Raw genomic sequence first — 17,946 nt, forward strand, 5'->3', positions numbered from 1 at the left:
ACAGGCACTTCAACCATGGGGAGCAGGCACGGTGGAATACAAGGACTATTACAAGGAACTTGGCGTCGAAAAAACGGCGACCGAGGCCGAGATCAAGAAGGCGTACCGCAAGCTGGTGCGCAAATACCATCCCGACGTGAGCAAGGAACCGGACGCCGACAAGCGCACCAAAGCCCTCAACGAAGCTTACGGCGTGCTGGGCGACGCGGAAAAGCGCGCCGCCTACGATGAACTGGGCCGTAACCAGGGCGCGCAGGGCCAGCCTTTCCGCCCACCGCCGGACTGGGGGGCGGGCTACGAATCGTCGGGCGCCGACGACAGCGACTTCTTTGCCGACCTGTTCGCCCACGTGGGCGGGCGCCGCCGCTCCAACAGCACTTTCCAGATGCAGGGCGAGGACAGCCACGCCGCCATCACCATCGATCTGCAGGACAGTTTCCAGGGCGCCAGGCGCCACATCGTCATGCGCGTGCCCGAAGCGGATGCGCAAGGCCATGTGGTGACGCGCGAACGCACCCTGGAAGTGACGATACCGAAAGGCGTCACGGAAGGACAGCAGCTGCGCATGAAGGGGCAGGGCAATCCGGGCAGCGGCGGCGCGCCCGCCGGCGATCTGTACCTGGAGATCCGCTTCCGGCCCGATGCGCGCTACAAGGTGGAGGGGCGCGACGTGTTCGAGACGGTACCCGTGACGCCATGGGAAGCGGCACTGGGCGGCGCAATCGACGTGCCCACGCCATCGGGCACGGTGTCCGTCACCGTGCCACCCAATTCGCAGACGGGGCGCAAGCTGCGCCTGAAGGGACGCGGCATCCCCGCCGCCCAGCCGGGCGACCTGTATCTGCTGCTGGAAGTGGTGCTGCCGCCGGCGAACGACGACAAGGCGCGCGAACTGTATGCAACCATGGCGCGCGAAATGGCTTTCAATCCGCGCCAGAAGCTGGGAGGGTAAATCATGACAAACAAGGTAATTGGCGAATTGCTGGAAGACCGTGCCCTGAGCCTGGAAGAACTGGCGCGCGCCTGCGCCGTGGAGCCGGACTGGGTGGTGCAGCACGTGCAGACGGGCGTACTGCTGCAGGACGGCCCGCCGGCGGGCCAGCTCACGGCCTGGCGCTTTACCAGCCTGGATCTGGTGCGCGCGCGCCGCCTGCATGAAATCGAATCCGTGTTCGACGCGAATGCGGAGCTGGCCGCGCTGGTGGTCGATCTGTCGGAGGAAGTGGCGCGTTTGCGGCGCCGCCTGCACGTGCTGGGCGTCGAGTAGTTTTTATTCAGGCTCGCCGTGCCGCTGCACGGTGATCCTGCCGATATAAAACTGCCCGTCGACGACGACCCGGTGCGGGATGCCGGCCACGTCGAAGCCGGGGCCGCCGTCTTCCATCCATTCCTGCGCCAGTGAATCAAATTGCTGCGGCGTCATGCGCAGCATCTGCGCCGTGATGACGAAGCGCGCGCCAGGTTTTTGTTTGTTGACGAAGTCGTCGATGCCGGCCATGTGAATCTCTTCAAGGTTGTGTCTGAAATCGGGGTCAGACCCCCGGACACGTTGGCACTGAGCTTTGCGTTGGCGGTGTTGAGGGGCTGACCCCAGCAGTTGTTTGGGGCTTGCCCACGCATGATACCCCCCCGCGCGCGCATCTAGAAGACTTGTTCCAGCAACGGCAACTGCTCCGCAAACCGCTCCGTCAGCCACTTGCCCGCCTGTCCCGGCGGCGTGTCGGCGCGCTGGATCAGATAAATCGGGTAATTCTCGCCATTGTCGACGGCCAGCGGCAGGTGCACGAGGCGGCCTTCTGCCAGGTCGTCGCGCACCATCGCCTCGGGCATATTGCCCCAGCCAAGGCCGGCGCGCAGCAGCGCGTGCTTGGAGCCGAGGTCGCCCAGGCGCCAGTTGCGCAATCCCAGCACGCCGAAATCCTGGCCCTGCGTCAGCACGCTGCGGTCGCTGAGCACCAGCTGCACGTGTTCGCGCGCCACGTTGGACGCGATCGGCCCGGCCAGCTGCGCCAGCGCGTGGCTGGGGGCGGCCACGGGAATCAGGCGCACGTGGCCGACGGCCAGGCGCTCGAAGACGCTGGCCGTGGACGTCATCCAGCCACCGAGGCCGATGTGGCAGCTGCCATCCATCACCAGCTGCGCCACGGCGCCCATCGCTTCGATGCGCAAGCGCAGGGCGACGGTGGGGAACTGCGCCTGGAACGCCTCGAGCACGCGCACCAGCACGCAGGTGGGAAACATCACGTCGACCACCACCGACACTTCCGCTTCCAGCCCGCCGGCCAGCGCCTTGGCACGCGCGCGCATGCCGTCGACCTTCAGGGCCACGGCGCGCGCGTCGGCCAGCAAGGCCTTGCCCGCGTCCGTCAGGGTGGGCTTGCGCTTGCCACGGTCGAGCAGCACCACATTCAGTTGTTCTTCCAGGTTGGCGATGGTGTAGCTGATCACCGACTGCGTGCGGTGCAGCTGGCGCGCCGCGTGGGCAAAGCCGCCCGCGTCGATGACGGCGACGAACACGCGCAACTGGTCGAGCGAAGGCTGGCCCGGTTCTCTCATGCTGGCTCCATATCTAGAAATTCGATGCTAATCATTTATATTTACACGGTTTCATCGATAGTAGACCCGAACTATGATGTGTGCAAGTGCAGCAAACGCCGCACCCCCCATCTATCGTTCTTGAAGGAGTGCATCATGGCAAACGTACTACACATCAATAGCAGCGTGCGCAACAGCGGTTCCCTGTCGCGCCAGTTGTCGGGCGAATTCGTCGCCAAACTGGCCGCGCAAGGCGACACCGTCGTCGTGCGCGATCTGGCCGCGCAACCGGTGCCGCACCTGACGGAAGAGGTGATGGGCGCCTTCTTCACGCCGGCCGAGCAGCGCAGCGCGCAGGCGGCAGCGGCCGTGCAATTGTCCGATACCCTGGTCGATGAATTGCTGGCCGCCGACGTGCTGGTGCTGGCCGCGCCCATGTACAATTTTTCCGTACCGTCGACCCTGAAGGCGTGGATCGACCACGTGGCGCGCGCGGGCCGCACCTTCCAGTACACGGCCAATGGCCCCGTTGGCCTGGCCACGGGCAAGAAAGCCGTGATTTTCACGGCCAGCGGCGGCGTCTACAGCGAAGGCCCGGGCGCCGCGTATGACTACCTGAGCACCTATCTGCGCACGGCGCTGGGCTTCATCGGCATCACCGACATCGAGTTCGTGCAAGCCGAAGGCGTGGCCATGGGCGAGGACGCCGTCGCCAGCGCCGTCGCCAAGGGCCGCGCGTCGATCGAGGCCCTGGCTGCCTGAGTTTGGTGACGCTCTAGTTCCAATGGGGGATTGCCAATCTAATATGGTTGGCATAAGCTTGCCGGCGGCACGCCCCGTGCCAGCCCGGCGAGCCGTTCGCCATGAAAGTCCCTCATGCACAAGTTGGCCAGCGCAGTACTGTTCGGATGTTCTTTGTTTTCAGCAGGCATTGCGCTGGCACAGACGGCACCGGTAGCGCCGCCCCACGTGGGCCGCCATGCCTCCACGCCCGAGGATATCCGCGCCATCGAAAAAGTCGTCGCCGACTTCCAAACGGCGCTGATCGCCAAGGATGTCAAGCTGCTGTCGTCGCTGTTGCTGCACACGAACATCCTGTTCGCCTCGCCGGCCGATGACGCTTTCATCCAGAAAATGCGCGACACGACGGACGTCCACTTCGACGGCGTCGCGGCGGCCGGCTACGCCGGTTTCGCCAACTTCATCAAGCGCGAACCCCTGCGCACGGAAGAAAAATTCTACAACGTCAAGATCACCCAGGACCGCCATGTGGCGTGGGTCAACTTCGACTACGAATTTCTCGTCGGCGATAAATTGTCCAACTATGGCGTGGAAGCGTGGCAGATGGTCAAGCGCGATGGTCAATGGAAAATCCTCAGCGTCGTCTGGTCCATGCATGCCGCCGCCGAGGCGGCGAAATAGGGCAGGCGCCTGCGCCGTTCAGTACAGAGTTGCCTTCTCATAATTTTTTCGCATCGTCTATACTTTCAGTGGGCGTGCCGCCATGCCTGGAAACCAGGCGTGGCGTTTCAGTTTTTCCCTGTGCCGCGTAATAAAAAGCAGATAAGTAGGTGAGTATCCTGAGCAAGCGCGATTGCATGTATTCCAACCCTACGCCGGGTAGGGCCGTTGAGACAGGCTACCCGGGGATGTCATTTTTGGAGCAAACATCGTGCCGATAAAGTACGTTGATACGTATGAAATAAATTACACGGCGGAACCCTTACGCGGTTGCAAACTGTGGGGCGCCTATGTGTCCCTGTACACCCCCTCGAACAATCCCATGCACAGGAACAATATCGTCAAAAAGCACCGCGTGCTGGCCGACCATCCGTTTGCGACGGAAGCCGAAGCCGTCAGCGAAGCGGCCGAGGTGGCATTGCAGCTGGTCGAGCGGCGCCAGCGCCGTTACGTTTTCCATCCTTGATGCCACTGCGCCGCATCCTGCAGCGCGCGCCAGGGCAGGATCTGCACTCTGCCCGAATGTACGGCTTCCAGCTCCACGTGTGTGACGGGTTCATTGGGCGTGGCCGCGGCGCACACCTTGATGACGAGGAAGTGCTTCTCCTTGTTGGCCGGTGTCACGGCCGTCCATTTGCTGTTGAGTAATTTGTTTGGACGCAAGTTATTGCGATCTGAAAGATGCATGGCGGGTCCCGGATTGGCGTGATGGCGATGTTGCCATTATCATGCAAGTTCCCGCCACGCACGAGGACCGCCATGAAACGCCAGTTGCACCTGCTCGTCATCGATCCGCAAAATGATTTTTGCGATTTACCTCTCGCCTGGCTGCCGCCGGACGCCGCACCGGCGCTGGCCGTGCCCGGCGCCCACGCCGACATGCTGCGCGTGGCGCAGCTGATATGCGAAGGGGGCAATGGCCTGACGCAGATCAGCGTGACCCTCGACGCCCACCACCGCTACGACATCGCCCACCCGGCCTTCTGGCGCACGGGCGATGGCGGCGCCGTGCCGCCGTTTACGCAGATCACCGCGCAGCAGTTGCGCGACCGATTGTTCCTGCCCGCCGCCAGTGATGCTCTGCCGCGCGCGCTGGCCTACCTCGATGCCTTGCAGCAAGCCGGGCGCTATCAGCTGATGGTGTGGCCTGTGCATTGCGAGATCGGCAGCTGGGGGCAAAATATCCATGCGGCCGTGCGCGCCGCCTACAATGCCTGGGAAGTGGATCACCTGCAAGTGGTCGCCAAGCTGAGCAAGGGTTCCAATCCGTGGACCGAGCATTACTCGGCCGTCATGGCGGAGGTGCCCGATGCGCAGGATGCGGCCACCCAGCTGAACCGCGCTTTCCTCGACACCTTGCTGCCGGCACAGCAGATTTATATTTGCGGCGAAGCGGGCAGCCATTGCGTGAAAGCCAGTACCGAGCACATCGCCGATTACCTGGAAGCGCAGCAAGGCAAGCAGGCCCTGTCGCGCCTGGTCTTGCTGACGGACTGCATGAGCCCCGTCACGGGCTTTGCAGCACAGCAGCGCGACTTCCTTGCCGCCATGCATGCGCGCGGCGCGCGGCTGGCCACGTCCGCCGACGTCTTGCCTGAATTGTTGGCCAATGCAGGCAATTGATGCTGTCCTGCAAGCGGACCCTGCTGAAATGCTTGCAGTGGCGTACTATTCTGGCTTCAGGAAGTTGGAGAAAACACACATGACCCCGATAGTGCGCAGTTTGCTGGAAACCGATCTGTATAAATTTACAATGTGGCAAGCCTTGCTGCACGGTCATCCGAATACCCATACCGAATACGAATTTGTCTGCCGCAACGCCACCGCCTTTCCCCTGGCCGAACTGAAGAGCGAGCTGGAAGAGCAGCTCGACCACCTGTGCTCGATGTCGTTTGCCGACGACGAGCTGGCCTATCTGCGCACCCTGCGCTTCATGAAGAGCGACTTCGTCGACTTCCTGACGGTGTTCCGCTTCCAGCGCAAGTTCATCGACGTGAGCACCGATGGCGATACCTTGCTCGTGCACGCGGCCGGGCCGCAGGTACACGTGATGGGCTTTGAGATTTTCGTGCTGTACATCATCAACGAACTGTATTTCCGCCGTTTCGACCTCGACGCCGCCATGCGCGAAGGGCGCCACCGCCTGGGCTTGAAAGTGCAAGCCGTCAAGGAATTCGGCAAGCTGCCGCGGCGCAAGCATCCGTTTGAATTTTCCGACTTCGGCGTGCGCCGGCGTTTTTCCGGCGCCTGGCACGACGAGGTGGTGCAACGGCTGGCGCGCGACGTGCCCGAGTATTTCAAGGGTACGTCGAATGTCTACCTGGCGAAAAAGCTGGGCATCGTGCCGATCGGCACCATGGCGCATGAATACATGCAATCGTTCCAGTCGTTTGGCGTGCGCCTGCGCGATTTTCAAAAGGCGGCACTGGAAGACTGGGTGCAGGAATACCGGGGCGACCTGGGCATCGCGCTGACGGACGTGGTGGGCATGGATGCGTTCCTGGCCGACTTCGACCTGTATTTCGCCAAGCTGTTCGACGGCTTGCGCCACGATTCGGGCGACCCCGTCGAGTGGGGAGAAAAGGCGCTGGCCCACTACGCGGCCCTGCGCATCGACGCCAATACCAAGCGCCTCGTGTTTTCCGACGGCCTGGACCTGGACAAGGCCTTCGCCCTGTACCAGCACTTCGCCGACCGCATCATGACGGGCTTTGGCATCGGCACCAATCTCACCAACGACGTCGGCTTGACGCCGCTCAACATCGTCATGAAACTGGTGCGCTGCAATGGCCAGTCCGTGGCGAAATTATCGGATTCGCCGGGCAAGACCCTGTGCAAGGATGAAACTTTCCTCGCGTATTTGCGGCAGGTCTTCCACCACCCCGCAGTGTAGGTGCCTGTCTAGAACCCCGTCACCACCGTATCCATGTGCTCGACCTGCGGTGGGGCGGCGAAAAATTCACCGACCAGGCCGCGCCATGCCTGGAAGTCCTCGCTGCCGCGGAAATGCACGGTATGGTCTTCCAGGGTTGTCCAGCCGACTACCAGACGGTAGGCGTCGCCGTTTTCGATCGAGCGCTCCAGGCGCATCGACTCGCAGCCGCGTGCGCGCTGGAACAGGGGGACGGCTTTCGTCACGGCCGCTTCGAAGGCAGCGTGCGTGGCCGATTTGATCTGGATGTGGGCAATTTCAAAAATCATGGCAAGTTCCGGTTTTGAAAGAAAGAACGCAGATCTTGCCACAGATTGTGCCCGCTTGCGGAGGGCGCCGGGTCGCATGCCGCATCGCTGTTCAAGGCGTTATCGTTGTCACGGCCCGCCGGATTGACGAAATCTTGCAGCTCGCCCAGCTGGTTTTGCTGTCCCAGCGCAAACAGCCGCGCGCGGCTGCTGTCGGCCACGAGCACCCATGTGACGTCCATCTCGTTCTCCTTGCTGTGTGCCCCTGCTAGCGCGACAGGGCCGCCACGCCGCCGTGCCTGTCCTGGCCGCAGCGGGCCGTGCGCTGTTCGATATCGTTGCCGCCGCATGCTTGCACGATGGCGTGCGCGCGTTCCTGTTCCTCGGCATGGCGCGTGGCCACCACCAGGCGCACCATGCCGCGAAACGCCGTCTTGCCATAGTTGCGCCGGTACATATGGTTGTCGCCGCCGAACAGGGCATTGATCACGCGTTCCAGCCGGCTGGTGAGGGTGTCGCGATTGCCGACCGTGAAATTGCCCTGCACGGGGCCGGCCTCGTCGTCGCCCGCGTCCAGTTGCACGGCGTGAGCGGGAAAGCCATCGGCCAGCAGCCGGTTGCGGGCGCGCTCGGCATCGGGCAAGTGGTCGAAGATACGTATGAGGATATTGCCGCTGCTGCTGTCCATGGCCCGGCCTTTCAAGGAGGTGTGCTTGATTTGACCTGCCAGCCTGCAAATAATTCTGCCTCAGCCTGTAAAATCCTCGATCAAGGCGCAAAAGTTTGATAAATATCCAGTATGGTTGCCAAGTCGCGCTAAGATACGCCTTGCGGTATCAATCTTTCATAGGAGAACTAAATGGCAGCGAAGAAAATTCTGTTTTTGACCGGCGATTTTGCAGAAGATTATGAAACGATGGTGCCGTTCCAGGCCCTGCTGATGCTCGGCCATACCGTGCATGCCGTCTGTCCCGGCAAGAAAAGCGGCGAGACGATCAAGACGGCCATCCACGATTTCGAGGGCGACCAGACCTACACGGAAAAGCCGGGCCATCTGTTCACCCTGAACGCCAGCTTCGACGAGATCGACCCGGCCGACTATGACGCCGTGATGATCGCCGGCGGCCGCGCGCCCGAATACCTGCGCCTGAACAAGAACGTCATCGCCGCCGTGCGCCATTTCGCCGAAGCGGGCAAGCCCGTCGCGGCCGTCTGCCATGGCGCGCAATTGCTGGCCGCTGCCGACGTCATCCGTGGCAAGCGCATTTCCGCCTATCCCGCCTGCGCGCCAGAAGTGACACTGGCGGGCGGCATGTATGCCGACATCGCCGTCACGGACGCCGTCACGGATGGCCAGTTCGTCACGGCGCCCGCCTGGCCTGCGCATCCGGCCTGGCTGGCGCAGTTCGTCAAACTGCTCGGTACCGAGATCCGTTTGTAACCTGTTTGTAACCCGTTTGTAACCTTCACCAGCCCGGCAGGCCGCAGCGCTTGCCAGGCGCACCACTTTTCAGATTCGAGTTCTTCATGCATGCGCCGCGCAGTCAACCTTCCCGCAAACAACTTCCAGCGTCGCGCTGGCGCCAGCGCCGTCTGGCGCAAGCCGCATCGGGCCTGAGCGCCGCGCAGGAGCGCCAGTTGGCCACCCTGCACGAGATTTCCACCTTGCTGGCGGGACAGCACGCCATCGATGCGCTGTGCCGTGGCTTCCTGCGCCACGTGATGCAGTTCGCGCAGGCCGAAGGCGGCACCGTGCGCATCCTCGATCCGCAGCAGGACACCGTGCACATCATCGTGCACGAGGGCATTTCCGACGCCATGGTGGAAGAAGAACACTGCATCCGCAACAACGATTGCCTGTGCGGCGCGGCCGTGGCGCAGGGCGTGATCCAGATCCGCGATTTCCGCCAGGTCGATGCGCTGCAGCGCTACCGTTGCCAGGACGAAGGTTTCATCGCCATCGCCGTCTTTCCCATCCTTGCGCGCGAGCAAGTCGTCGGCAGTTTTTCGCTGCACTTTGCGCGCCCGCAAGCCGTGCATGCGCAGCAGCAGGGCTGGCTGGAAACGCTGGGCCAGAGCCTCGGTATCGCCATCGAAAACCAGCGCCTGATCGCGCGCGAAAAGGAATTCGCCGTGGCGCGTGAACGCAGCCTGCTGGCCGAAGGCTTGCATGACAGCATCGCGCAAAGCCTGAACTTCATCAGTCTGCAAGTGCAGATGCTCGACGATTCCGTGCGCCGTGGCCAGCTCGACGAAGCGGCCGAAGTGTTGCCGCTGATGCGCATGGGCGTCGAGCAAAGCTACCAGGACGTGCGCGAATTGCTCGTCAATTTCCGCACGCGCTGGCATGGTAGCGACCTCGAAAGCAAGCTGTCGGAAGTGCTGGCCAAGTTCGAGCTGCAGACGGGTGTCGTCGGTACACTGGACATGAGCGGCAACGGCGCCCCGCTGGCTCCCGAGCAACAACTGCAGATATTGTTCATCGTGCAGGAAGCGCTGTCGAATATCCGCAAGCATGCGCAGGCCAGCAACGTGGCGCTGCGCGTGGACAACGGGCGCGATTTTGCGCTGCAGGTGCGCGACGATGGCGAAGGCTTCGCCGCCAACCTGCGCGACAAGAAAACGGAATTGCAGATCGGCTTGCGTATCATGCAGGAAAGAGCCGAGCGGCTCGGTGCGCAATTTGCCATCGACAGCACGCCCGGCGGCGGCACGACGATCTCGCTGGCCTTGCCGGCAGCCCGGCGCCAGGCCGCGTAACAAATGAATCATCTTTATCAGGCAACAAACACGTGAACGCACCAATCAAAATCCTGCTGGTCGACGACCACACCTTGCTGCGCAGCGGCGTCAAGCTGCTGCTGCAGCGCAATCCTCAATTCCAGGTGGTGGGCGAGGCATCGAACGGGCTCGACGGCGTGCGCCTGGCGGCCGAACTGCGGCCCGACGTGGTGCTGATGGACTTGAACATGCCCGGCGTGACTGGCGTCGAGGCGTTGCAGCTGATCTTGCAGGACCTGCCGCAGATGGTCGTGCTGATGCTGACCGTGTCGGAAAACGCGGCCGACCTCGGTGCGGCCCTGCGCGCCGGTGCGCGCGGCTATTTGCTGAAAAACATCGAGGCCGAGCAGCTGGGGCAGGCCATTTGCCGCGCCGCCGCCGGCGAATCCGTGATCGCCGACGCCATGACGGCCAAGCTCGTGTCGCAGTTCCGCGCGGGGCAGAACGCGCCGCAGGAAGACTATGACAAACTGACGCCGCGTGAACGCGAAGCCATGGCCTGCCTGGCGCAAGGGCTGAGCAACAAGGAAATCGCGCGCCAGCTCGACGTGGCCGAAAGCACGGTGAAAATCCACGTGCAAAACATCCTCAAAAAGCTTAAGCTCAGCAGCCGCGTGCAGATCGCCGTGTATGCGGTCGAGCGCGAATTGAGCAAATAAAGATCAAACAAAGTGCAAATAGTGCGCAAGCAATGCGCGATTGTTTGATCTGCATGGCGTTCCGGCCTAGACAACCCTAGTTCCTTTGACGTATGGCCTTGACCGTGCCGGCCCATTACACTCTTAGTCATTCGCTAATCTAATAAGAGAGTGTCATGCATAAGGTCAACGTCGATGGCTTGCTATCGAGCCAGGCTCTGTTCCGCCATATTTCCCCTTCGCAATTAGAGCAATTGCGCCAGGATGTCGTGCGTGTTGAAGTGGAAAAAGGCAAAGTGCTGTTCCGCAAGGGCGAAGTGGCGGAAGGCGCCTATGTGGTGGTTTTCGGCCTCGTCAAGCTCAGCGTGTTTTCCATGGAAGGTACCGACAAGGTACTGGAACTGATCCGTCCGGGCCAGAGCTTCGGCGAAGCCATGATTTTCCTCGATGAACCGTATCCATTCTGCGCCGAAGCGCTCGAGCACTGCTTGCTGCTGCGCATCCCGCCGCACGCGCTGCTGCGCCTGCTGGATCAGTCGCCGCGCATCGCGCGCCAGATGATGAACAGCCTGTCGCACCATCTGATGGGTTTTATCCGCAACGTGGAGCGCTGCTCCGTGCAGAACGCCACCCAGCGCGTGGTCGAGTATCTGTTGCAGGCATCGGATCAGCAGCGTTCGAACGAGGTCAAGCTGGACCTGAAGAAAAGTTTGCTGGCATCGTTCCTGAACCTGGCGCCCGCCACCCTGTCGCGCGTGCTGCACCAGCTGACGGACTTGCACCTGATTAAAGTCAGCGGTTCGCTGATCCAGATCCAGCCCGATGCCTTGAAAACCTACCGCCATGGTTCCGCCACGGCCATGCTGAATTAAGCGTTGATCACTCAGCTTTTTCAGCAGGCAAGGTCAGCCGCCAGAACAGCAAGGCGAGCAAGCTGACCGCCGCGCCCAGCGCGCATACTCCATGCCAGCCCGCCAGCGCATACACGCTGGTGGCGGCAATCGCACCGAGTCCGCTTCCCACCGCATAAAACAGCATGTAGCACGCCACCAGGCGGCTGTGTGCGTCGCTGTCATCCTTGAAGATGAGGCTCTGGTTCGTCACGTGGATGGCCTGGCCAGCCAGGTCCAGCGCTATGATGCCGATGATCAAAGGCCACAGTGCCGCACCCGCAAAGCTCAGTGGCAGCCATGAGGCCAGCAGCAACAGCAGGGCCGCGCCCGTCGTCCACTGCGCGCGGCCCTTGTCCGCCATGGTGCCGGCGCGCGCCGCGCCCAGCGCGCCGATCACGCCCACCAGGCCAAACGCGCCGATGGCCGCATGGCTGTAGCCTTGCGCCGTCAAAGGCAGCACCAGGGCGCTCCAGAAAATATTGAAGACGGCAAACATCAGCAGGGCCAGCATGCCGCGCACGCGCAGCACCTTGTTGTGCAGCAGCATGTCCAGCATCGAGGCGAGCAGGGCGCCGTAGGCCAGTTTTTGATTGGATGGCTGCGCCGGCGGCAACTTGCGCCACAACAGCAACAGCAGGGCGCAGGCGATGGTCGCCGAGACAACATACACGGCACGCCAGTCGGCCAGGTCCGCCACCACGCCGGACAGGGTGCGCGCTAGCAGCAAGCCTATCACCACGCCGCCCTGCGCCATGCCGACCACGCGGCCACGCTCATGGCTGGCCGCCGCGCTGGCCGCATAGGCGATCAAGCCCTGCGTCATGGCCGTGCCCAGCAAGCCGACCATCAGCATGCCGCCCAGCAAGGCGGCCGTGGAACGGGCGCAGCCCAGCGCCACCAGGGTGATGGCAAGCAAGCCCAGCTGGAACAAGGTCAGGCGGCGCCGGTTCAGCATGTCGCCCAGGGGCACGAGCAGCAGCAGGGCCAGCGCGCAGCCGATCTGCGTGGCCGTGATGACCATGCCGCTGGCCGCTTCTGTCATGCCGAATTCGTGCGCCAGGGTGGCCAGCAAGGGCTGGGCGTAATACACATTGGCCACGCTGAGGCCGGCCGCCGTGGCAAACAGCCAGACGAGGGTAGGAGGAAGTGCTGTCGTGATGGGAGTTGTCGTATCGCGCATGGGAGGTCAATTAAGTGGTTTCAAATTAAAACCACTTGGAGTCTACGCCGGGAAGTTTTAAAATGCAACCACTCAATCCTGGAGCATGACGATGGCCAAGCGCAAGAGCCTGAAAACCGACCCCTGTCCCGTGGCGCGCGCGCTCGACGTGATCGGCGAGCGCTGGTCGCTGCTGATCGTGCGCGACGCCTTCGACGGCATGCGCAGGTTCGGCGAGTTCCAGAAAAGCCTGGGCGTGGCGAAGAACATCCTGGCCGACCGCCTGCACACCCTGGTGGAAGAGGGCATTTTTACGGTCGCGCCCGCCTCGGACGGCACGGCCTACCAGGAATACGTGCTGACGCAAAAGGGGCTGGCCCTGTTTCCCGTCGTCGTCGGCTTGCGCCAGTGGAGCGAGGATCAATTGTTCGAAGCGGGCGAGTCCCATTCCACCCTGTTGCAGCGTGGCTCAGGCTTGCCCGTGCGCAGGATGGACGTGCTGGCGCTGGACGGCCGCGTGTTGCAGGCGGACGACACGGTCGTGCACAAGGTGTCGCCGCAATGAGGCGGGTGGCTGTCATCGGCGGAGGGATTACGGGCGTGACGACGGCGTATGCGCTGGCCAAGCGGGGCGTGCACGTCACCCTGATCGAGCGCCACCGTTACGCCGCCATGGAAACGTCATATGCGAACGGCGGGCAATTGTCGGCCTCGCACGCGGAAGTGTGGAACCACAAGGCAACGATTTTGAACGCCCTGAAATGGATGGCGCGGCGCGATGCGCCCCTGCTGCTCCATCCCTGGCCCAGCTGGCACAAGCTGAGCTGGTTTGCGGAGTTTCTCGCCGCCATGCCCGCTTACGAGCGCAACACCATCGCCACGGCGCGCATGGCGATCGCCGCGCGTGAACATTTGTTTGCGTGGGCGCAAGCTGAAAACATAGCTTTCGATCACCGCCGCGCCGGCATCCTGCACGTCTACCGTGACAAGGCCGGCTTCGAGCGGGCGGCCGGCGTATCGCGTTTGCTGGCGCAGGGCGGCTTGCAGCGGCGCGCCGTCACGCCGCAGGAAATGCGCGCCATCGAACCGGCGCTGCAGGGCGACTTTTACGGCGGCTACTACACGGACAGCGATTCCACGGGCGACATCCACAAATTCACCAGCGGCCTGGCCGACGCGTGCGTCCGCCTGGGCGTGGCCTGCCGCTATGGTGCACAGGTCACGGCGCTGGCGCGCGAACACGGCAAGGTGCGCGTCAGCATGGGCGAGGAAAGCATCCTGTTCGATGCCGTCGTCATCTGCGCGGGCACGGCCAGCCGCGCCATGGCGGCCATGCTGGGCGACCATGTCAACGTGTATCCCGTGAAAGGCTATTCGATTACCGTGCAATTGGATGACGCCGCCAGCCGCGCGGCCGCACCGTCCGTCAGCCTGCTTGACGATGCCACCAAGCTGGTCAGCAGTCGCCTCGGCGACGACCGGCTACGGGTGGCGGGCACGGCGGAATTCAACGGCGTCAACCACGACATCCGCGCCGACCGCATCCGCCCCCTGTTGCAATGGGTCGAGCAGTGTTTTCCCGGCATCAATACCCGCAGGGTCGTGCCCTGGGCCGGCTTGCGCCCCATGCTGCCCGACATGCTGCCGAAAGTGGGGCCGGGCAAGGCGCCTGGCGTGTACTACAACACGGGCCACGGCCACCTGGGCTGGACCCTGGCGGCCGCGACGGCGGAGATGGTGGCAGAGGCGGTGGACAAGGCGGGTGGCTAGTTCTTCGGCAGCAAATCGCTGAGCGCGGCGCGGCCCTTGACGGTCAAGAAAGGGCCGACCTTGCTGTAAGGCAGTAAAAAGTCGTTTTCGCAGCCGCTGCCGTTCGGGTCTTGCCAGAACGATACGCCTTCCGGTTTCAATGACAGGTGGAAGCGGCCACGGCCGTCGTAGTCCGTGCCCTTGCATTCGGCGTCGATGGTCACATTTTTAAAAAGGGCCTGGCGCAGGCGGTCCGGCAATGCGGCCTTGTCGTCGCCATCGCTGGCGCTGGCGCCAAACCAGTTCCACACGTCCGTTTCCTGGCCCGTTTTCACGTCCCAGGTGCGGAACTTGATGGAGATGCCGCTGGCGCCATAGCCGGCTGCCCAGCGGTAGAACTTGACTGTCACCCAGCGCGGCGACCAGTAGGTGGGATCCGCATACACTTCGTCTTCCGTCGTGAAACCGTTGCGGCCCAGGTATTCGCGGCGCGTGGCATAGAAATCTTCCAGGTCCTTCTTGTTCTTCGCCAGCACGGCGCGCAGCTGTGTGTTGATTTTCGCCACGCCGTCGCCGGGCGCCATCAGCTCCACCGTGATGGTGTCGCCCACTTGCAGGTTGCGGTATTGCTTGCCTTCAAAGGTAACGGGTTTGCTGACCTTGGTGGCGGGAAAGTCTTCCAGCGCCAGGTTGTAAGCATCGCTGGCACACGACGGGTGTTCGCGGTCGCCCGCCGCTTCCAGCAGGGTCAAGGCCAGGGGCAGGGTCTTGCCGCTTTTCGGCTCCGTCCACGTGCCGGTGAGCTTGCCACCTTGCGGCGTGCCCAGGCTCCACGTGCCCGTCGTATTGCCCTTGGCGTCGAGTTCTTGCCACAGGATTTTACCGTTGGGCCGGGACAGCATGATCGGCGTCTTGTAGCGCGTGTAGTAATAATTGCCGCTGCGGTCAGCCCCTTGCGTGGGGCTGGGCTGGTTGAAGCAGGCCACGATATTGGCCTTGCCCACGGTGCCCTGCCATACCCCTTGCACGGGCGCATCGCCAGCCATGGCGAGGTTCAGGGCGGGCAGGGTCAGGCAAGCAAACAGAAAGCGGCGCATCGGTTAATCCTCTCGTGGGCGAAGGCCGATTCTACATGGCCGCGCCCACGAGATGCCACACGTCAACTATGCGTGTGGTCGCTCCTGCGCCACGACGGCCATCGCCGCGCCCAGGTACTGCAGCATGGCCGCGTCGACGAAGCTGCCTTCCATCAGACGCGGTTCCTGCTGGTGCGCCTGGCGGAATTTCAGCTGCGTGGCCGGGTCCGTGCCCGCGTAGGAGCGGAACAGTTCCAGCCACTGCCTTGCCAGTTGCAGCACGGCCGGATCGGTGGGCGGCGTGCGCGCATCGATGGCGGCGCGCACGGCGGCGATCAGGGCTGGCCACTCGCCCGAACGCTTGCCGTAGTTGGCCACCAGGTGCGCGTATTCCTGCTCGTTGAGGAAAGGCCGGTACAGCGCCATGCGCGAGGCATTGAAGGCGGCGAGGATGAATTGCATCAAGTCCGCATCGATGCTGGTCGTCGCCTGCATCGAGGGTTCCTGCGCATGCATGTCGTTCAGGCGCGCGAACAGGCCCGGATGGGCGCTCGTGTCGCGCACCAGCTTGACCATCCATTCCATGGCCAGCGCCTGCGCTGGCGCGTCGCCTGGCCCGGCGCCCGCATCCTTGACGGCGCGCACTTTCGTTACCAGTGCTTTCCATTCCTGTTCCACGGCCGCATCGGACAGCAGCGGCAGCTGTTGCAGTTCTTCTGGGCTAAAGTATTTGTCGTACATGGTCATCAGCTCCATTGTGGTGAGCCACTCGGCCAGTTCCGGCGCCGGCCCCTGCGTCAGCTGCGTTTGCAGGCTGCACAGGCGTTCGCGCAAGGTGGAAGCCTGCGCAATCTGGCGTTCCAGCATGGCGATTTGCCGCGCCACGATGGAGGAGAGCGGCAGCTCCGGGCCGGCGAGGGCGTTGGCGATATCGGCCAGCGACAGCCCGAATTTGCGCAGCGCCATGATCCGGTGCAGCCGGTCCATGTCGCCGTGCTGGTACAGGCGGTAGCCAGCTTGCGTGCGCGCCGAAGGCGAGAGCAGGCCGATGCTGTCGTAGTGGTGCAGGGTGCGGATGGTCAGGCCCGTGAGCCTGGCCAGTTCACCGATTTTCAACAGCATCGTCTTCTCCTTGTCTTCAGTGCGTACCAACCACGATGGCGCCTGACGTAACGTCAGGGTCAAGCAGGAATGTAGCAGAGGAGCCGAAAAAACCATAAAAAGAATCCGTTGACCTTCATTTTTTTGTACGGTATATTTATAAAACCGAACGACGACTGCAGCAGAATCAGCGCGTTCGAGCCACATGGAATGACGAAAAAATCGTTGTGCGGCGCAGCAAAGCGCGCCATTGGCAGGGCTGGAAAGACAATCCGCACAGACGGATTTTTTTCACAGTTGGTTTGTACGTTAAATATAATATGCCACCGGCAAGATCCGGGCGGCGAGAGAGACGACCATGATGAAAAGTATCGTTTGCGATACGCCCGGCAGTTTGCGCATGGAGCAGCGCCCCGTGCCCGTGCCCGGCGAGGGTGAAGTGCTGCTGCGCATACGCCGCGTCGGCATCTGCGGCACCGACATGCATATCTTCCGCGGCACCCAGCCTTTTCTCAGCTATCCGCGCGTGATGGGCCATGAATTGTCCGGCCATATCGACAGTGCGCCAGCCGGCTCGCGCCTGGCCGCTGGCGACCAGGTCTACGTGATGCCCTACCTGTCGTGCGGTACTTGCGTGGCCTGCCGCCAGGGCAAGACCAACTGCTGCACCCGCATCGAAGTGCTGGGCGTGCACCGCGACGGCGGCATGACGGAATACCTGGCGCTGCCCGAGCGCTTCGTCTTCAAGACGGAAGGCATCTCGCTCGACGACGCGGCCATGATCGAATTTCTCGCCATCGGCGCGCACGCCGTCAAGCGCGGCGCGGTCGATGCCGGCAAGCGCGTGCTGGTGGTGGGCGCCGGTCCGATCGGCATGGCCGTGATGTTGTTCGCGTCCTTGAAAGGCGCCGACGTGACGGTGCTCGATGGCCGCGCCGACCGTTTGCAGTTCTGCCGCGACGCGCTGGGCATCGTCCGCACGGTGCAACTGGGCGACGGCGACAAGGAGCAACTGTCGGACGCCACCGGCGGCGAATTCTTCGACGTGGTGTTTGACGCCACCGGCAATATCGCCGCCATGGAGCGGGGCCTCGATTTCGTCGCCCACGGCGGGGCCTATGTGCTGGTCTCCATCGTGCGCGACCGCCTGTCCTTTTCCGACCCTGAATTCCACAAGCGCGAAACGACCTTGCTGGGTAGCCGCAACGCCACCGTCGACGATTTCGAGGAAGTGGTGGCGGCCATGAAGGCGGGGAAAGTGCCCACCGCGCTGCTCAATACCCACCGCACCACGCTCGACGAATTTACGGGCGTGCTCGATCGCTGGATGCAGCCCGAGGCGGGTGTCATCAAGGCCATCGTCGAGGTCTGAG

23 protein-coding genes are annotated in these 17,946 nt (G+C 62.9%); 14 read left to right on the forward strand and 9 right to left on the reverse strand.

The window, feature by feature from the left end; all coding sequences use genetic code 11:
- Window positions 1-31 precede the first annotated feature (31 nt).
- Together P9875_RS07565 and P9875_RS07570 are read left to right on the forward strand one after the other, a co-directional pair.
- Entirely contained in the window at window positions 32-952 is a 921-nt protein-coding gene (locus P9875_RS07565) for a DnaJ C-terminal domain-containing protein (protein ID WP_176390492.1), read from the forward strand.
- Between the two features lie 3 nt (window positions 953-955).
- Window positions 956-1,267, forward strand: a complete 312-nt coding sequence (locus P9875_RS07570) for a MerR family transcriptional regulator (RefSeq protein ID WP_034759737.1) — start codon at window positions 956-958, stop codon at window positions 1,265-1,267.
- 3 nt (window positions 1,268-1,270) lie between these two features.
- Here P9875_RS07570 and P9875_RS07575 read toward each other — a convergent pair whose 3' ends face one another.
- Both P9875_RS07575 and P9875_RS07580 read right to left on the reverse strand, forming a co-directional pair.
- A complete protein-coding gene (locus P9875_RS07575) occupies window positions 1,271-1,498 on the reverse strand; it encodes a hypothetical protein (RefSeq protein ID WP_070221813.1) in 228 nt (75 codons plus the stop codon).
- A 143-nt stretch (window positions 1,499-1,641) separates the two neighbouring features.
- Window positions 1,642-2,556: a LysR family transcriptional regulator gene (locus P9875_RS07580; RefSeq protein WP_099400881.1), complete on the reverse strand. Its 915-nt coding sequence runs from the start codon at window positions 2,554-2,556 to the stop codon at window positions 1,642-1,644.
- Window positions 2,557-2,691: 135 nt separating this feature from the next.
- Between P9875_RS07580 and P9875_RS07585 the strand changes: the two genes are divergently transcribed.
- From P9875_RS07585 to P9875_RS07595, 3 genes are all read left to right on the forward strand, one after another.
- The gene (locus P9875_RS07585) at window positions 2,692-3,297 is read left to right on the forward strand and encodes an FMN-dependent NADH-azoreductase (protein ID WP_278317987.1); all 606 of its coding nucleotides are present in this window, start codon (window positions 2,692-2,694) and stop codon (window positions 3,295-3,297) included.
- 153 nt (window positions 3,298-3,450) lie between these two features.
- Window positions 3,451-3,957 carry a hypothetical protein gene (locus P9875_RS07590; RefSeq protein WP_278317988.1) on the forward strand — a complete coding sequence of 169 codons (507 nt, stop codon included), beginning with the start codon at window positions 3,451-3,453 and terminating at the stop codon, window positions 3,955-3,957.
- Window positions 3,958-4,318: 361 nt separating this feature from the next.
- A complete protein-coding gene (locus tag P9875_RS07595) occupies window positions 4,319-4,462 on the forward strand; it encodes a hypothetical protein (protein WP_217916871.1) in 144 nt (47 codons plus the stop codon).
- Here P9875_RS07595 and P9875_RS07600 read toward each other — a convergent pair.
- Window positions 4,444-4,683: a TIGR02450 family Trp-rich protein gene (locus P9875_RS07600; RefSeq protein ID WP_176390496.1), complete on the reverse strand. Its 240-nt coding sequence runs from the start codon at window positions 4,681-4,683 to the stop codon at window positions 4,444-4,446. The two genes, P9875_RS07595 and P9875_RS07600, sit on opposite strands and share 19 nt — an antisense overlap.
- Before the next feature lie 72 nt (window positions 4,684-4,755).
- Between P9875_RS07600 and P9875_RS07605 the strand changes: the two genes are divergently transcribed.
- Complete coding sequence (locus P9875_RS07605) at window positions 4,756-5,619, forward strand: cysteine hydrolase (RefSeq protein WP_278317989.1); 864 nt, start codon at window positions 4,756-4,758, stop codon at window positions 5,617-5,619.
- Window positions 5,620-5,698: 79 nt separating this feature from the next.
- Window positions 5,699-6,889 (forward strand): nicotinate phosphoribosyltransferase, encoded by a 1,191-nt coding sequence (gene pncB / locus P9875_RS07610; protein WP_278317990.1) that lies wholly within the window; start codon window positions 5,699-5,701, stop codon window positions 6,887-6,889.
- A gap of 8 nt (window positions 6,890-6,897) precedes the next feature.
- On the opposite strand, the gene P9875_RS07615 is transcribed toward pncB, so the two are convergent.
- The 3 genes from P9875_RS07615 to P9875_RS07625 are packed head-to-tail and all read right to left on the reverse strand — an operon-like array spanning window position 6,898 to window position 7,864.
- Window positions 6,898-7,197, reverse strand: coding sequence for an antibiotic biosynthesis monooxygenase family protein (locus P9875_RS07615; protein ID WP_035825510.1), 300 nt, complete (start codon window positions 7,195-7,197; stop codon window positions 6,898-6,900).
- Window positions 7,194-7,418 (reverse strand): host attachment protein, encoded by a 225-nt coding sequence (locus P9875_RS07620; protein WP_278317991.1) that lies wholly within the window; start codon window positions 7,416-7,418, stop codon window positions 7,194-7,196. The genes P9875_RS07615 and P9875_RS07620 overlap by 4 nt, the downstream gene beginning before the upstream one ends.
- Window positions 7,419-7,444: 26 nt before the next feature.
- A complete protein-coding gene (locus P9875_RS07625; RefSeq protein ID WP_278317992.1) occupies window positions 7,445-7,864 on the reverse strand; it encodes a hypothetical protein in 420 nt (139 codons plus the stop codon).
- Between the two features lie 171 nt (window positions 7,865-8,035).
- On the opposite strand from P9875_RS07625, the gene P9875_RS07630 reads away from it, so the two are divergent.
- The 4 genes from P9875_RS07630 to P9875_RS07645 all read left to right on the forward strand — a co-directional run bounded on the left by P9875_RS07630 (window position 8,036) and on the right by P9875_RS07645 (window position 11,467).
- Complete coding sequence (locus P9875_RS07630; RefSeq protein ID WP_278317993.1) at window positions 8,036-8,617, forward strand: DJ-1/PfpI family protein; 582 nt, start codon at window positions 8,036-8,038, stop codon at window positions 8,615-8,617.
- 86 nt (window positions 8,618-8,703) lie between these two features.
- On the forward strand, window positions 8,704-9,936 hold the full coding sequence (locus P9875_RS07635) for a GAF domain-containing sensor histidine kinase (protein WP_278317994.1): 1,233 nt from the start codon (window positions 8,704-8,706) through the stop codon (window positions 9,934-9,936).
- 32 nt (window positions 9,937-9,968) lie between these two features.
- Window positions 9,969-10,616 carry a response regulator gene (locus P9875_RS07640; protein WP_035825522.1) on the forward strand — a complete coding sequence of 216 codons (648 nt, stop codon included), beginning with the start codon at window positions 9,969-9,971 and terminating at the stop codon, window positions 10,614-10,616.
- A 155-nt stretch (window positions 10,617-10,771) separates the two neighbouring features.
- Window positions 10,772-11,467, forward strand: coding sequence for a Crp/Fnr family transcriptional regulator (locus tag P9875_RS07645; RefSeq protein ID WP_034759676.1), 696 nt, complete (start codon window positions 10,772-10,774; stop codon window positions 11,465-11,467).
- Between the two features lie 7 nt (window positions 11,468-11,474).
- Here the strand turns inward: P9875_RS07645 and P9875_RS07650 are convergent, their stop codons facing one another.
- Entirely contained in the window at window positions 11,475-12,668 is a 1,194-nt protein-coding gene (locus tag P9875_RS07650; RefSeq protein ID WP_278317995.1) for an MFS transporter, read from the reverse strand.
- A 91-nt stretch (window positions 12,669-12,759) separates the two neighbouring features.
- Between P9875_RS07650 and P9875_RS07655 the strand changes: the two genes are divergently transcribed.
- Window positions 12,760-13,212: a winged helix-turn-helix transcriptional regulator gene (locus tag P9875_RS07655; RefSeq protein ID WP_035828729.1), complete on the forward strand. Its 453-nt coding sequence runs from the start codon at window positions 12,760-12,762 to the stop codon at window positions 13,210-13,212.
- Window positions 13,209-14,417, forward strand: a complete 1,209-nt coding sequence (locus tag P9875_RS07660) for a D-amino acid dehydrogenase (RefSeq protein ID WP_278317996.1) — start codon at window positions 13,209-13,211, stop codon at window positions 14,415-14,417. The genes P9875_RS07655 and P9875_RS07660 overlap by 4 nt, the downstream gene beginning before the upstream one ends.
- Here the strand turns inward: P9875_RS07660 and P9875_RS07665 are convergent.
- A complete protein-coding gene (locus tag P9875_RS07665; RefSeq protein WP_278317997.1) occupies window positions 14,414-15,493 on the reverse strand; it encodes a hypothetical protein in 1,080 nt (359 codons plus the stop codon). The genes P9875_RS07660 and P9875_RS07665 overlap by 4 nt on opposite strands.
- Before the next feature lie 66 nt (window positions 15,494-15,559).
- Window positions 15,560-16,594 (reverse strand): MerR family transcriptional regulator, encoded by a 1,035-nt coding sequence (locus P9875_RS07670; protein ID WP_278317998.1) that lies wholly within the window; start codon window positions 16,592-16,594, stop codon window positions 15,560-15,562.
- 340 nt (window positions 16,595-16,934) lie between these two features.
- Between P9875_RS07670 and P9875_RS07675 the strand changes: the two genes are divergently transcribed.
- The gene (locus P9875_RS07675) at window positions 16,935-17,945 is read left to right on the forward strand and encodes a zinc-binding alcohol dehydrogenase family protein (protein ID WP_099401087.1); all 1,011 of its coding nucleotides are present in this window, start codon (window positions 16,935-16,937) and stop codon (window positions 17,943-17,945) included.
- Window position 17,946 lies beyond the last annotated feature (1 nt).

Origin of the sequence: Janthinobacterium rivuli (genome assembly GCF_029690045.1) — a bacterium.
GTDB classification, from domain to species: Bacteria; Pseudomonadota; Gammaproteobacteria; order Burkholderiales; family Burkholderiaceae_D; genus Janthinobacterium; species Janthinobacterium rivuli.